The 16,253-nt window shown below is 54.1% G+C and carries 5 protein-coding genes, 1 tRNA gene and 1 pseudogene; 4 read left to right on the top strand and 3 right to left on the bottom strand.

What is annotated here, in order from left to right; genetic code table 11:
- Positions 1-2: 2 nt before the first annotated feature.
- The gene (locus GSQ81_RS05850) at positions 3-641 is read right to left on the bottom strand and encodes a response regulator transcription factor (RefSeq protein WP_254060020.1); all 639 of its coding nucleotides are present in this window, start codon (positions 639-641) and stop codon (positions 3-5) included.
- 296 nt (positions 642-937) lie between these two features.
- Here GSQ81_RS05850 and GSQ81_RS05845 point away from each other — a divergent pair, with 296 nt between their 5' ends.
- Positions 938-4,588: a carboxypeptidase regulatory-like domain-containing protein gene (locus GSQ81_RS05845; RefSeq protein WP_158909709.1), complete on the top strand. Its 3,651-nt coding sequence runs from the start codon at positions 938-940 to the stop codon at positions 4,586-4,588.
- A gap of 185 nt (positions 4,589-4,773) precedes the next feature.
- The gene (locus tag GSQ81_RS05840; protein WP_158909708.1) at positions 4,774-6,897 is read left to right on the top strand and encodes an alpha-N-arabinofuranosidase; all 2,124 of its coding nucleotides are present in this window, start codon (positions 4,774-4,776) and stop codon (positions 6,895-6,897) included.
- Between the two features lie 275 nt (positions 6,898-7,172).
- Here GSQ81_RS05840 and GSQ81_RS05835 read toward each other — a convergent pair whose 3' ends face one another.
- Positions 7,173-10,103 (bottom strand): glycoside hydrolase family 2 protein, encoded by a 2,931-nt coding sequence (locus GSQ81_RS05835; protein WP_158909707.1) that lies wholly within the window; start codon positions 10,101-10,103, stop codon positions 7,173-7,175.
- Between the two features lie 514 nt (positions 10,104-10,617).
- Between GSQ81_RS05835 and GSQ81_RS20335 the strand changes: the two are divergent.
- Positions 10,618-10,983 (top strand): annotated as a pseudogene (locus tag GSQ81_RS20335) (carboxypeptidase-like regulatory domain-containing protein); the annotation flags it as partial.
- A 3,999-nt stretch (positions 10,984-14,982) separates the two neighbouring features.
- Entirely contained in the window at positions 14,983-15,654 is a 672-nt protein-coding gene (locus tag GSQ81_RS05825; RefSeq protein WP_158909705.1) for a hypothetical protein, read from the top strand.
- Positions 15,655-16,061: 407 nt separating this feature from the next.
- On the opposite strand, the gene GSQ81_RS05820 is transcribed toward GSQ81_RS05825, so the two are convergent.
- A tRNA-Pro gene (locus tag GSQ81_RS05820) sits at positions 16,062-16,138 on the bottom strand.
- Positions 16,139-16,253: the final 115 nt, after the last annotated feature.

Raw genomic sequence — 16,253 nt, 5'->3', positions numbered from 1 at the left:
CTTCAAGATTTATCAAGTTTGATAAGTCCCCGATGAATCGCCACAGCAGTTGCTTCCGTCCGGTCTTTCACGGAAAGCTTATCCAGGCAACTAATGACATGGTTTCGAACGGTTTTGTCGCTGATATGAAGCAGGTAGCCGATCTCGCGGTTGGTCAGCCCACATGCAACCAATTTGAGCACCTCTTGTTCGCGGACGCTAATCTGGGGCCGGCTCACGCACTTTGCGAGTTGCATAGCGATATTAGAAGGAATTTGCAGTTCACCTGAGTGAACCGTTCGGATTGCACTCAAGACCTCCTCCACAGAAGAGCTCTTGAGAAGATAGCCCATTGCTCCTGCCTGAACAGCGTGCAAGACCTCTTCATCAGAATGATAGTTTGTCAATACAACTACCTTGATCGTTGAGTCAACCGACCGCAAGGCAGTTATGGTCTGAATACCATCCATTCCGGGCATTCGAAGATCCATGAGTACGACATCGGGTTTGCATGGGTGTATGTTCTCGATCGCTTCGTGTCCTGACGATGCCAGTCCAACGACAGAGATGCCCGGTTCGCTCTCCAGCATAGTACGCAGGCCCAGGCGTACTACCGGATGATCCTCCACTACAAAAACTCGGATATGAGGCAAGTCATTCATACAAGACATCCTCAATATAGATGCTTTTCTCTTAAGAAAAACGGAAAGAATACCGATGGTTGCGCAATACACCTCGTCACCGGATAAAGCCGATGGGCCCTGAGAGATAAATTTTTAATTTCAAATTAATTGAATAGTCCATATGCACTATTAGGAATCAGTGCGATTGGCCAGTTGTCTACTTTTATTGATCAAAGATATGGTTCATTGTGATTAAAACCAGCAAATCAGCTTGTGCGAATGTAACCGGTTGCAAATATCGGCAAGCAAAAAGCAGAACACTTATGGAGGTTGTGATGTCAAAGGGATTCATCAACGTTATCTGGAGTAAATCACTGCAGTTATGTGAGATGACAGCTTTTGTGCTGCTGCTGGTTTTCGGCATATTTGCCGGAACGATGCAGGCGCAGGATTACCGCGCAAAGCTGACCGTGACCGTGGTTGATGGCTCAGGAGCGATAGTGCCGAACGCTGCTCTCGAACTCGAACGAGGCAGTACAAAGACAGTCACACCAGCGAAGACCGATGCTGGCGGAAACTTCACCTTTTTATTCCTGGAGCCGGATACATACACGGTCAAGGCCAGCGCCCCTTCTTTTAGCACGGCAGAAGTGACCAACATTATTCTGCAATCCTATGCGGCGACTAACGTTTCATTGACACTTCGGGTAGCCACGGCATCATCGCAAGTGACGGTGACATCTAGCGGCGCGCTACTCCAGACGGAGACAGCGAGCCGGGCATGGAATATCGATCACCAGTCCATTGAACTGCTGCCGATCCCGAATGGAAACCCAGTGATGCTCGGAGCCGACCTTCCAGGCGTATACATGCGGCCATTGGGCATTTATACCGATCCGTGGACTGTGACTTCGCAATATCTCATTAATGGCGGCCTCATGTACCTGAACGAGTTTCAGATCGACGGCAGCCCCAACGACGCTGAGCTTGGCTCAAACACGTACGCCTACACTCCGCCAGCCTATGCTGTGGGAGAATTTACCGTCAATGCGAACACCTATGACGCTCAGTACGGTCACACCAGCGGTGGCGTTATCAATATGACGACGATGTCCGGGACCAGTAAGATTCACGGGATGGGCTGGATGTCATTACGGCGCACCGGATGGAACGCGAACCTGAGCCAGAACAAGTATCAAAACTCCATCAACAACACCAATGTTAATAAGCGGCCATTCAACTCGCAGACCCAGCTTGGCGGAGAAGTGGACGGCCCACTAGTGATTCCCTGGCTAGTAAGCAGAACTAGTCAGATCAAGCCCTTCTATTTTGTCGCATTTGACCATTACACGGAATTGCTCCCGCGCGGACTCCTGCTCTCTTATCCGACGGCCAAGATGCGGACTGGCGATTTCTCTGAGTTGCTCAATGACCCCACGGGCTTTCAATCCATTACGATTAATGATCCCACGACGACCCATCTTGACCCTGTCTCTGGTCACTATGTGCGCGACCCCTTTCCCGGCAACATCATTCCTCAAAGTCGAATCAACCCGATCGCGGCGGCCGTTGCAAAAGTATTTCCAACGGTTGGCAACAGCCCGGCAGGTCAACGTATCGGCGCGAATGATCTTTCCATTCCCAACAATTACTACAACTGGCACTTCCGCAACTGGCTCGGGCGTTTGGACGTAAATGTCGGCGACAAGTACAAATTTTTCATTCGGCCCGATTATGCGGATTTCACAGAGGTAAGCAATGCGGGCGGTATTGTTGGCCCGGGAGAGAACGGCGGACAGTTTTCCCGCGCCAGCAAGGGTTTTTTGATTGACTTTGTCGACGCCATCAACCCGACGACAGTCCTGAATGTGCGGTACGGATATCAATTTTTCCGCGTTCTCTGGACCAGTCCTGCGAATACTGGATTTGATTTGACCTCATTGGGTCTACCGTCAAGCTTTACGCAGCAATTGCAGCAGCCCGCACTCTTCGGTAACTACGGCTTCCAGGGTTACAGTCCTGCGGGCTGGTTCGCAAACGTTGAAGATACAGGCACCAGGTCTCTTGAAGGAAGTATCACCAAGTCTGCGGGAAAGCACAACATACATCTCGGATGGGATACCCGTCTAACCCATTTCACCTTTATCAATCCGGGCGCTTACACTTTTACCTCGAACAATGACCTTACGAGTGCAGACTGGACTGACACCAGCTCGCAGTCTACTAGTGGCGATGGCTTTGCTACGTTCCTGCTGGGGACGCCGTCCACAGGCAATACAAGCATCAACGCATCGGAATTAATCTCCACTTACTACATCGCACCCTGGGTCCAGGATGATTGGAAGGTAACTAGCAGGCTGACCCTGAATCTTGGCTTCCGCTGGGATGTTTTGACGGCGCCGACGGACCACAATAATGCGCTTAATGTAGGATTCGATCCGAATATTCCTAATGCCATCCAATCGCAAATCTCCCCTGGCGTCATCAGCCAGTTGCCTCAAGCCTCCAACCTCACCGGTGGCCTTCTTTTCGCGGGCGTAAATGGCAACTCACGTTCACCGTTCGCGACGGTCTATCATAACTTCCAACCTCGTTTTGGCATGTCCTGGTCACCCATCAATCGGTTAGTACTTCGCGGAGGTTATGGCCTCTTTTATACAAATTTCGAGACGAATGGGATGATTCAGCAATTAGGATTTTCAACCAATACAAATCTGACAACATCCAACGATGGGGGTAAAACAACAATCCCCAACGTCCTTGACAACCCTTACCCAAATGGCCTGCAACAACCGCACGGTTCGGCACTCGGTACGCTGACTGGCATCGGGCAGACGATTACTACCTACAATCGAAATTACAAGATCCCGAGTGCCAATGAATTCTCGTTTGGGCTCCAGTTTCAGGTCACCCACAGCAGCGTTCTTGACGCAGCCTATGTTGGAAACCGGGTCAACGGCTACGGTATGACCTACGACGCAAATCTTCCCAATTGGAATTTTCAACAAACGTGCGATGAGGTCTATGCAAATGGCAAGAACAGTAATTGCACGAATCAACTGACCAATCCATTCCAGGGCATAGCTGCATTCAATGGATCGCCATATTACACAGCTTCAACCTACGACGCATATAACCTGAACCGTCCTCATCCTGAATTTCAGGCTGTAAACACGAGTGGTCTGAATGAGGGCCATAACTTCTACAATGGACTGCAAGTGGATTACAGCCAGCGACTCTGGCATGGCCTGACACTGAATACAAGCTATGTCTGGTCCAAGCAGATTGAGCAATGGGGATGGCTCAATCAGGCGCTCAACCTTCGCCAAAGAAGCCCTTACTATCTAGGACTGCCGCATGTCTTTAAAGTTCGTGGAACCTATGTACTCCCCATCGGACGCGGCAGACTTATCAATTTCAACCAAAATCGTATTGCCGATTCTCTCTTAGGAGGATGGAGCATATCTCCGGACTTTACTGTGCAAAACGGGGAGCCGGCATCGCTTCCGGCCAATGCATATCCGTTGCCTCATAATAAGTTTTTCAAGAATCTTGATTGGCACAAAAATCAGGTGCAGGCGTGGGGTAACTGCGTTCTCAGTAAACAGGACGGTGTTATCTCTATACCTGGCGGCCCTACCGGAGCTACGGCTAGCCGGTGCGGTACCGATCTCTCCAATTACGACTGGGTTGAAGTTCCCTTGCTCGAGAATGAACAGGCGCAGCCCTCTAATTCGAGCATCATTCGTATGAAACCATCGATTGAATCCGATCTTGCTGTCGAAAAGAATTTCAAAATTGAACGTGTGAACGTAATCTTCCGTGCCCAGGCAACGAACGCTCTCAACCATTTCAATATTTTGACCGCCCGCTTTGATACCAATCCAAACGACGGCGCTAACTTCGGCACCATCTATCCTGGGCAGACGTCAACAGCCGACAGCCCTCCTCGCAATATCAACCTTAGTTTGAAAGCCTCGTTCTAATTGTTCCGCTTTTTCTGTGTGGACAGATACTTGTCCACACAGAGAACGCGGATTAATGGCGCTAAAAATAAGCACTTATCTTGAGGCCCAAATTATTTTGAAAACGCCCCATAGTCGAAACCAATCAGATCTTACTTTACCGGCGTGACGACCAATCATCTGACCAGGACAGAAGGAGAGAGAACATGCCGATGACCCGGCGGGAGTTTGTGGCATCGTCTGTGGCAGGTGCCGCGTTGATGCAGCAGAAGATGATGGCGCTGGCACCAACAGGAGACTTGCGGGTTACGGTCGATGCGACCAAGATCGGCGAGCCGGTCAATCCGCTCGTTTTCGGTGGGTACATGGAGCCGGCAACCACACGCGTATGGGCTGAGATGCTCATCGACAGAAAGTTTGCCCGCTCCGTTACCGACACTGCGCCACCACGGCCGGGTTTCAACACGGGCCGCGTCCAGTTGCACTATTGGAAACCCCTTGGGTCGGCGGCAGCCGTGGAGATGGACACAATCAATCCGTTCGTCGGCGAGCACAGCCCCCGCATCAAGCTGGATGGGACTGAAGCGCACGGCATCCAGCAGGAAGGGCTGCGGCTTGGCAAGGACAAGTCCTATGTAGGCCGAATTTATCTTGCGGGCGATCCTGGAGCAAAGATCGTGGTCCGGCTGGTGTGGGGACCCGGCGCAAGCGATTCGAAAGCTATACCGGTCTCTTCCCTTACGCATGAGTACCGCAAGGTCCCATTGAACTTCACATCGCCGGTGGATACACAGGATGCACGGTTGGAGATTGTGGGAACAGGCAGTGGTAGCTTCCACATTGGCACTGTTTCCTTGATGCCCTCCGATAACGTGCAGGGCTTCCATGCCGGAATGGTCAAGCTCTATAAGGATGCAGGATATGCCATGGCCAAGTGGCCAGGAGGGAACTTCGTTTCGCAGTACGACTGGCGCGATGGTCTGGGTGATCGTGACAAGCGGCCACCCCGCTCCAGGGAATCAAACGATGTCGGCATCCACGAATTTATGGCGTTCTGCAAGCTGCTTGGAGCCGAACCATATCTCGCAATCGACAGTGGTTACGGCGACGACTTCTCTGCCGCTCAGGAAGTCGAGTACGTGAACGGCCCTGCTGCCACGCCGATGGGCAAACTGCGCGCGGCCAATGGGCATCCCGAGCCGTTCAAGGTTCGCCTGTGGTGCATCGGCAACGAGATGTATGGATTCTGGCAGGCTGGCCACATGTCTCTGAACCAGTACTGCGAGAAGCACAACAGGATCGTCAAAGCGATGAAGAAGGTGGATCCGACCATCAAGGTGACGTCCGCCGGCGCAACGCCCGCTGAGATCTCCATGATGACCCAGGAGAACAAGCAATTCATCCCGAACATGTGGTGGCCTCCCTTTCCCAACGATTTGCCGTACAAGTTCGAAGGCACCAATGATTGGGATTATTGGATGCTCAAGAACGGCGCGGATTACATCGATCACATCTCGGAACACACGTACGCCTATCCTGAACTGTCGTTCGATGCAAAAAAGCAGCTCTTCGTCGATCTCCACGATCCGTTGCAAACGCAGGCTCGGCGCATGACGAATCGTATGGGGCAGGCCTTTGAGTCGTGGGACTACTATCTGGAAAAGATGCCGTCACTCAAGTCGAAAAATATCAAGTTCATTTTCGATGAGTGGGGCACTCGCTTCCCCAACGCGGCGGGAACTGGAATGTCGCGGCGAACCGGGATGGTGATGCCAATGAGTTTCGCGCTATTTCTGCACGAAATGTTCCGTCACTCGGATATGATCGCGGCCAGTACTCCAACATCGGCATTCTCGCTGATCGTCACCGATCAAACGGGCGATGCTGTGGGCTGGACTGCCGCAGGACTGGTGATCAAGCTCATGCGGGCTCACTTCGCCGGTGCACTTCCTGTACAACTTGGCGGCAACTCACCTCAGCCGCTAATCAGCGGGACAGCATTCCTGGATAGGGGAACCAAACCCACGGGGAGCCCCACTTATCCATTGGACGTTGTCGCAGCTTTCTCGGGAGACCGGAAGAAGTTCATTCTTTCGGTAGTCAATCCCACGGTAAATGCACAAGAATTCGCGCCTCAAATCAGTGGGGTGAAATTGCACGGGATGGGCAAGTTGTGGCAACTGGCAGCGCCCAGCGTGGATGCGGAGAATGAGCCGGGCAAAGATCCTGTCGTCAAAATCGTTGAGAGCGCGCAGACCGCACTTCCAAGCAAGGTGCAGGTTCCACCCATCAGTGTTAATGTCTACGAATTCGACGTCGAGAATGGGTGAATGGGGTGAGTAGACGCTTCGAGCCCGGATGCAGTATGTGGAGTTTACCAACGTAAAATTTTCGGTAGGCCGCGCATAACCAAGCGCAAAAGGAGCTCTTTGGACAGATACCGTCGTCGATAGGAGAGTTCCCCGTGCAATTGGAGATGCGTACGCTCCGGCAACACCTTCGCGGCTGAGTAGAGCGCCCCTATTCTTAGAACAATGTCCTTTCTCAGTGTGACTAGAGATTCACCGGAGAGTGGTGGGGAGCACAAAAATCGCAGTACGCCGGTTTACCGTGCCGGCAACTTTCCAAAGTACAGACTGATGTGGCCCTTGTACTCCCCTTTGGCAATCGCCGGCTGCCCCATGGGGCCACTGGACTTCGGACTCCCGAACTTGCTGCCGATCGCTGGAATGGCATAGAGGAAGGAGACTCCGGCATGCGGGAACGGCACGGCGGTCTGTCCTACCAGGTTCGGGGGAGGGGTCTTCGGAGTAAAGACCTGCACGTAGATTGGTGAGTCATGATGCTGGTTCACCATCGCAGTGATCGGGCCTTCCGATGTATTGAGTTGCAGCCAGCGCACGCCTGAGTAGAACCCCTTGAAGAGCGGGTAGTTGAAGTGCTCTCCGGGCTTGAGGTCGTCCGGATCTCCGTCCATGGTGTTGTTATAGGGCCTATTCCAGACGTCGAGAGTGCCGCCAGCGAGGCGATTTTTATAGACGGGGGCAGGTCCTTCGCCGAGGAACCGCATGCTTTTTACGTTGGCTTCGGGATAGTCGAAGCCGATGCCGAAGTATTCCTGTGGGCCGCTGATGGAGTAGACGTAGTCGATCGACAGCCAGCCGCTGGGCTTGAGACGGTAGGTTAGCGATTTCATCGGGCCGTCGAAGGCTGCGATGATGACGAGATCGTTGCCGTCGGTTGCGTGGGTCAACGAGGTGAGCTTGGAGTCCGGCGCGACGGCAGGGGGCGGGAGTGGGGGAGGAGGAGGCGGATCCGACGGCTTTTGCCTGCGCGGAGGATCGAGCCGGGGTCCCATCGCTACTACGCGGGGGCCGTTGGCGAGCGAGAAGGACTTGCCCTGCCGAGAGACAGAGACCAGCAGGCCGTTGGTTTTGCTGATCCGCAACGACAAGTCGCCGGCAGTCGCAGTGAGTATGTCACTGGATTCGGTTGTGGCGGGCTTTGCGCCAGTGACGGACTGCTCCGCCTGGTCTAGTCGGCTCTTGAGAGCTTCGGTGGGCCAGACGTAGGTCTGAATCACGCGGCCCGTGCCATCCCTAATAATGAGTCGCGTAGCATCGGGACTCTTCGTTGCTCTGCGAGTCGTGGTAGCAGGCGGTCCCCACCCATCCCACGTTGCCGACATGCCCGGCGCGAGGGATCGGCCGTGATCGGTCCGCGATGCCAGCACCACAGAACCGGAAGCTGCCTCACTAGGTTGGCGAAAGGCGATCGTCTGCCATTCGTAGGTGCATTGGTCGGCGTTGAGGAAAGAGTAGCGGTTGGTTACGGTGAAGGAATGCGAGTTGGCGTCAAGCGGCCTCACGATGATCGGCGACCAGAGCTGTTTGGCGGTATAGAAGCTGGCCTCGCGCTCGCGATACGGGCCGAGGATGCCATCGGGGGCCATGTTTCCCTGGGAGTCGAGAATGCCGCCCTTGTCCGTGCGCTTCACATCTTCATCCACAAACGACCAGATGAATCCGCCAGCGCCAGCCTTGCTCTTGAGAATGGCGTCCCAATAGTCCTGTAGTCCTGCGCCGGCGCCGCCATCATAGAGGCCGTGCAGCATCTCGGTGGGAAAGAAGACGGGATCGGCGGCGAGCTTCTGCTGCAACAGCTCATAGCTCGGATAGTGCTTCGTGTCGGCGATACCCGCAGGATAGGCCGCCCACGGGTGCAGCACAATGCGCTTCTCGGGGTCGTACTTTGCGAAGTCGCCGTCGAGATCGAAGTTGAAGCCGCCTTCGTTGCCGTTATCCCAGAAGAGGATGGATGGGTGGTTGACGTCGTGCTCGACCAACTCCTTTACCAGCTTGTGGCCGATGCCGGTGTCGTAGTGCGCCTGCCAGCCGGTGAGCTCGTCGAGGACGTAGAGGCCGAGTTCGTCGCAAGCATCGAGGAAGTGGTCGTCGGGGGGATAGTGGCTGGAACGGACTGCGTTGCCGTTCATTTCCTTGATGAGGTTGATGTCTTCACGGGAGATCTGCACGGAGGTGGTGCGGCCGGAATCGGGCCAGAAGGAGTGGCGGGCAAATCCCTTGAGGAAGACACGGTTGCCGTTGACGAACATGCCTTGCCCGGGGCGGAGCTCGATGGTGCGGAATCCGAACTTCTGATGTACGGTATGCACCACGGCATCGCCTAACTTCAGCCGCACTTCAAGTTCGTAGAGGTTCGGTGTCTCGGCTGTCCAGAGCCGCGGGTTGGGGACTGTTTCGGAGAGATGGGCGGTTGCATTGAGGGCCACGTTCTTCAGGGTGACCGGATCGCCAACAGGCTTGCCGTTCAAATCGAGTACCTGCATCTCGACAGAGGCTGCGGGGCCGTCTGGGGCTATTGTCGGTCGCGTATCGGAGAGCCTGACATCGACACCCAGAGCGCCCACCGCGGTTGCGTTGATGACAAGGTGATCGACAAACGTCTTGGGGACAGCCTCGAGAAAGACGGGGCGGAAGATGCCACCGTAGTTCCAGAAATCGCCGCGACGCTCGGCGCGATTGACGGAAGCATCCGCGGACTCGTCGTCGACATCCACCTGGATCTCATTCTTCTGACCGGCGGGTTTGAGGAGACTCGTGATGTCGTATTTAAAGGCATAGTAGCCGCCCTGATGCATGGGACCGGCGGATTGACCGTTGATCGTGACCTGGGTATCGGTCATAACGCCTTCGAAGTCGATGAAGACGGTTTTGTCTCGCCAGTTCGCAGGCGTCGCAAAGGTGCGCTTGTAGATGCCATGAACGCGAGGGAACCCGTCCGCCGGTTTCACCCGACCGTAGGTGTAGATGCCGAAGCCCTGCAGCTCCCAGTTGGAGGGGACACCGATGGTGGACCATTTGCCGGCATTTTGGCCCTTGTCGGCCTTGAACTCCCACTGGATGGGGTCGTCCTTGCCATGGCCGGAGAGATACTGAGTTTCAGTCTTCGCGGCGCGTGCTGCTGAAGCCAGAAGAAGGACCAATAAAGCAGCATAGCGAACTGACGAACACATCAGAAACCCCCAAATACACGATAGTCTCGAAGCCATCAATTATGGCATAGTGCATTGCGATGGAGTGGAGTCATACCACTTATGTGGTATGACCAAATAACGAAAATATAAGAAAAATTACAGAAATTGCAGGCGCCAGTATACCAGCGCCAGGCATGTCAAGCATGACCGAGATTCGGCGGTGCGTGCCAGTCATTCGACATCGACGGGCAACTCTGAGCAAGCACAACTGGATCTCGTCTGCACCACGGCTCGCCCGCAACAGACCTTTAAAACTCATGCAAATTCGATTTGGTTGAGTAGTCCATGCGCACTATTTTTAATCAGTGCTATTGGCCCGTTGTGCATTTTTATCAAGGAAAGATATGGTTCGTTGTAATTAAAACCGACAAATCAGCGTGCCCGAATGTAACCGATTGCAAGAAAGACATCGATATCGTCGGCAGGTGTGTGCTTGCGTGATCGTAGCTGAGTCGGCATTCGAAGAGCAGAAGTGTGAACACTGGAGAAACTCATGCAGAAGGCGTCAATAGTTCCATTAATCCCTACTCTGAAACGATATTCGAGGTCTTACCTCTTTAGCATATTTGCGTCTCTGACCATCTGCGGAATGTTGGTTTGCCAGCCAGCAGCGGCCCAGTCGGGCCAAGGATTCGTAGGCCATATAGAAGATATTTCTCGGGCGTCCATCGCAGGTGCGACCGTGACCGTCCACAACGAGGGGACAGCCGAAGATACGGTCGTCAAGACGACCGGCACTGGCGACTATACGGTTCCTTATTTGAAGACCGGAACGTACACGATCACGGCGCTGGCGACCGCCTTTAAGGCGGTCAGTAAGACTCACCTCAAGCTGAACACCGACCAGAACTCAAAGATCGACTTTACACTGCCTGTCGGCAGCGTGAACGAGACGGTAACAGTCAACAGCGCAGGCTCGCAGATCGAGCTGTCCAAAGCTGATCGCGGCGAGATCATCGACGCAGAACGAGTGCAGGAGATGCCGACTGACGGTCGCAACGTCCTTGAGTTGTTCGAGCTGAGCCCGGGTACGATTAACAACCATAATTCCCAGTTTACGCGGCCCCAGGATAATGTCTCCGCCGACCTCTACGCGAACGGAAACGCCGTGGCCAGCGCGCCGGTACAGCAAAATCTCGACGGCGCTACCAACGACAATGCCTCTGGCTTTCTTGGTTATCCACCCCCGCTGGATTCGGTTGCCGAATTCAAGGTGGTTCTAAATCCGTATGACGCCTCCTATGGACGCGCTGGCGGCGGCGCGATCGACATCTCCTTGAAGTCCGGGGCAAACAAGCTTCACGGCAACATGTATGACTACATTCGGCGCCCATTCCTGGATGCTCAGAGTTATCAATACGATTACAACGTTAGCCAGGGCGCCACTGGACAAATTCCGACCCGTCACAAGCGCGACCAGTTCGGGTTGGAGCTTGACGGTCCGGTATACATCCCTCACGTTTACAACGGGAAAGATAAGACTTTCTTTTTGATTCAATGGGAGCAGGCCTACGAGGCCCTCCCGTCTACCTCTGCCACCATCAGTTCGATTCCCGATCCGAAGTGGCTTACGGGAGATTTCAGCACCGCGCAGTTTTTATACACTCCCCCCGCCAACGCCAAGGTGAATTTGTGCGGAGCTGGCGTAGTCAGGTGTCTTCAGCCGTTGAAGATCTATGATCCGAACTCGCCCGTAACGACGGTTGTCGATCCTCTTGACGGTAAGACGAAGCGGGCGCACAGCGCGTTTGCGGGCAACATCATTCCCATGAACCGACTGAATGGAACCGGCCTGGCAATTGCGCAGTTCTATTCCCAGATCAAGCCGAACTACAACCCTGGGCCGGGCAATGCTCCCTTCCAGAACAACTATTATTATTTGCCGATCGAGTACGACATTGCCCGAAATGGATTGATCAAGATCGACCACAACTTCGGGCCCAAAGACCGGGGCACCATTCGCTGGGAAGGATTCGAGCGCTATGACACGAATCTCAACAATGGCATTCCCAGCTCCAATCTGGCGAACCAGGGACAATTTGAGGTCCAGCCAAAAGACAACAATTTTTCCATCGACGAGATTCATACTTTTTCACCCAACCTCATCCTCGACAACAAGTTGACCTTGTTGAATGAGAAGCAGGGGAAGTATCTTGGAAGCAGAGATTCCAATATTCTGCCGACGTTGGCCCTCTCGCAGCACTACATCGACAACGCAGCTTTCACCAATGTCTTTCCGAACATATCGGTGAGCAACCCTTTCGGTTTGATTGGGCTCGGTGGGACCCCTCCCATCTATTCAATCGTTCATAACCTTGCGTATCAACCCAGCATCACGCTGAGCCACGGCCGGCATACCATCCGGGCTGGTTACGACATGCGCCTGTCTCAGTTCGCAAACCCCGGCAGCGGCGCCCAAAACCAATCGTTTTCGTTTGCCAATAATTTCACGCAGCACTTTACTCCAGCGTCCGGAGATGCCTCCGGCTATACCACCGGCAGTGGGCTAGCGGCCATGCTTCTCGGCGACCCCAATGGCGCCGGCATCAAATATTCGATTTCGCCCTTCTACTCGCAGCACTACTTCGCCTTCTGGGGGCAGGACGACTGGAAGGTTACACCCAAGCTGACTCTCAATTTGGGCATTCGCTACGACATCCTGATGGCGCGCACCGAGCGCCACAATAAGCTCAACTATGCCTTCGATTTCAATGATGCAAGTCCCATCCAGGTACCGGGCCTTCCGCTCAAGGGGGGCATCCGGTTCGCCGGGGTAAACGGTGCTCCTCGCGGTGCCTATGCAACCAATTGGCTCAACATCCAACCTCGTGTCGGGATCGCCTATGCTTTCAGCAGCAGGACGTCCCTGCGCGCCGGCTTCGGGGAGATGTTCATCAACGATGAGGGGAACGACTCCAGCAACGGCTTTAGCTCGTCGGCAACAGGCTATACAAATTCGGTGATCGATCCACGGACGGACAACACGACCCCATACGGCAATCTCAGTGATCCTTTCCCGGCTTACGTCCAGCCGACCGGTGCGAGCCTCGGACTCGCCACCACTCCCGGCTCCTCGGTCAATTTCAAAGCTCCGCATTACCAGGTTCCCTCGTTGTGGGAATACAGCGTCTCGGTCGAACAGCTTCTTACCCCACGAGACGTGCTTGACATCAGCTACTCCGGGACCCGGGCCTACAATCTTGTCGACAGTGTCGATTTCAATCACGTATCCGCGGCATGGAATGCGCGGTGCGACGTCGAACGGACTGGAATCGCCGGGTCACGTCAGAATTGCGACGCCACGACCATTGGTCCCGCTCAGGTCGCCAATCCGTTCAAGGGCATTGCAGCATTTTCAGGCACCAGCTACTTCACCAGCGGAACGCTCTCCACGGGGGCACTAACGCGGCCCTATCCGCAGTTCACCAGTGTCACCCAGGACAGCACGAATCTGGTCCATTCCTGGTATAACTCGTTGCAGGTATCCGCTTCTCACAACGTGTCCAAGAGCCTCTCTGTCCATGCGGCCTATACGTGGTCCAAGACCATGAAAGCCGGCCAGGTCATCGACATCATCAATGGTGTGTTTGGGCGTAGCGTCTCCGCCAACGATACTCCGAACGTCGTTACCTTCTCCAGCGTCTTCTACCTGCCAGTGGGACGCGGAAAGTCGCTCCTGGGGAATACGAATCGACTGGTGGATGCCGTTGTCGGCGGCTGGGAGATCAGCCCCCTGTATGTCTATACCGCGGGAAAGCCCTGGAGTCCTGGCAACAACTGGGAGACGACAACCAGCAATATCGGGATCAAGGCGCACGACCTTCCAGCCGATGGGACGCACTCCTATAAACGCCTGCAGGGAGTCACTCCCTGTGTTGCGTATAAAGATAATGACACGGGCGAAACGATTCCTGGTCCGTCGTACGTGGCAGCCGGCTGTAGCACCGCCGCGTTGGTTCGGACGAACACGTATGCGATTCCCCACAATATTGTGTATTGGGGAGTGCGTACGGGGGCAGTCCACGAGTTCGACGCCAGTCTGTCGAAGAGGTTCGCCTGGAACGATAAGCTAACCCTGCAGACACGTCTCGACGCGTTCAACGTACTCAACCATCCCAACTGGACCAATGGCTTCAATAGCGATCCAACCAGCATCGACTGGGGCACGGTCTCGAAGGGGCCTTCCGGTCCAGGAACTCCTGTACGCGATCTGCAGATCTCAGGAAAGCTCATCTGGTAAAGGACGAGGAAAGCCTGAGGACTAGGTTCTATATCTAACGCCTCATCCTAGCAACGGAAACCGTGTTTCTTGATATCAGGAGAGTAGGTTATGCCTCAAGAGCTGTCTGTAGGTCGATATATATCGACGTCTAAGTTCTATTTTTGTAGTTCACTGCTGTCCCTCTTATTGATCGTAGCTAGCTGTAGCGCCTCTGCCGCTACAGGGGAATATTTACCGGAGAGCACTGTTTATCCAAGACTCGTTCGTTTGTCTCACGGCCCTGCTTCGTCGAATGGAAGAATCATCGCGAGTACGACGGGACGAATATTCGAGAGCAAAGATGATGGAAGGAGTTTCACTCTACTCGCGGATATACCAGTACGCGATGGGAGCAAGCTAAGATGCTGTGAGACATTATTTGAGCTGCCACAGACCGTTGGAAGCCTCCACGCGGGGACATTGCTCTACGCAGCCTCCTATCTGACGGGCGCGGACCCTTCGATTGAGGTTTATACAAGCACCGATGAGGGGAGCCATTGGGCATATCACTCTACCCCTGTCATTCGAGGGAGTGACACAAGTCACGGGGGACTGTGGGAGCCTCAGTTCACTGTAACGGAAGATGGCGCTCTCGCCATGTTCTGGTCAGATGAAACCTATAGTTGCTGTAGCCAAAAGCTGGTGCAGATCAGAACCGAAGATGGCGTGCACTGGAAGGACAAGACAGACACGATTGCAAGCACCGTGATGGCTGATCGTCCAGGGATGATCATTGTCAATAAACTGCCCACGGGATCTTATTTCATGACCTACGAAATTTGCGGAGATCCTGTCACTGGTCATAAATGTGCTGCCTTCTACCGGACGTCGAGAGATGGATGGGACTATGGGCCTCCTGCCGATCTTGGGACCCGGATCGAAACTGCAAAGGGGCAGTTTTTTGAACACGCGCCGGCAAATATCTGGAGCCCCTCTCCGCTGGCTCCTAATGGCGTGCTTATCGTGGTCGGGCAAGTATTGCACAACTCCGATAATTCGGTAGCAACTCAAAACGGTAAGGTTCTCTTCGTCAATCCGTTGCTTGATGGATCTGGGCCATGGTCGATCATCGAGGCTCCCGTAGAGGTGCCAATTTCCTATGACAATTATTGCCCGAACTATTCTTCAGCTCTTCTCCCGGTACAAGGTGATACAGCGCTTCTGGAATTTGCATCCGATTATCGTGCCGTCAACGTGTGCGGAATCTACTTTGCCACAAAATCATGGAAGGCTATTGCCGCAGCCGGAACAACCCCTCGTCAACCATAGGGCACGAACGCAGGAAGTAGGAATCAGGTATTTGGGGGGGCGAACGGGATGACTTCCGCTATGCCGACTTCGCAGGACTTATCGACTGTAAATGATTGCCAACTGAAGCGAGCAGATCTCATCTACGAGTGTCCTGTCTCTGAAGTTCAGGCAATGGGTGTTCCTGGTGATCTAGTGAAGGAGTGGGTAGGACATTCCAATCTGCAAACGACTTCTCGTACATCCACTTCCAGGACGATTTCAGACGGCAGGTTGCGTCTTAAGTCGCTCTGTTTCCGCAAGCAAATGTCGTTGGAAATTGAGCGATGGTCCCAATGGTCCCAGATTTCCACAATTCGCCATTTCAGCATGAACGGTCTTTGAAGCTGTCATGAGTTGATTGAGAAGGACTAATCAGTGGCCTTAAATGGTCGGGGCGAGAGGATTCGAACCTCCGACCCCCTGGTCCCGAACCAGGTGCGCTACCAGACTGCGCTACGCCCCGAAATGTGCTGCGGTGAGATGTCGATTGAAAGGGACGTTCCATTTGCTCAAGCGCTTGGGTGGGCTTGCTGAACCGCCGTACCGACTGACTTAGTCTAGCAGATATTTGTGAGCGG

Source organism: Granulicella sp. L56 (assembly GCF_009765835.1).
Lineage (GTDB): Bacteria > Acidobacteriota > Terriglobia > Terriglobales > Acidobacteriaceae > Edaphobacter.
The sequence above is the reverse complement of the archived record's forward strand: the minus strand, read 5'-3'. Positions and strand labels throughout refer to the sequence as shown.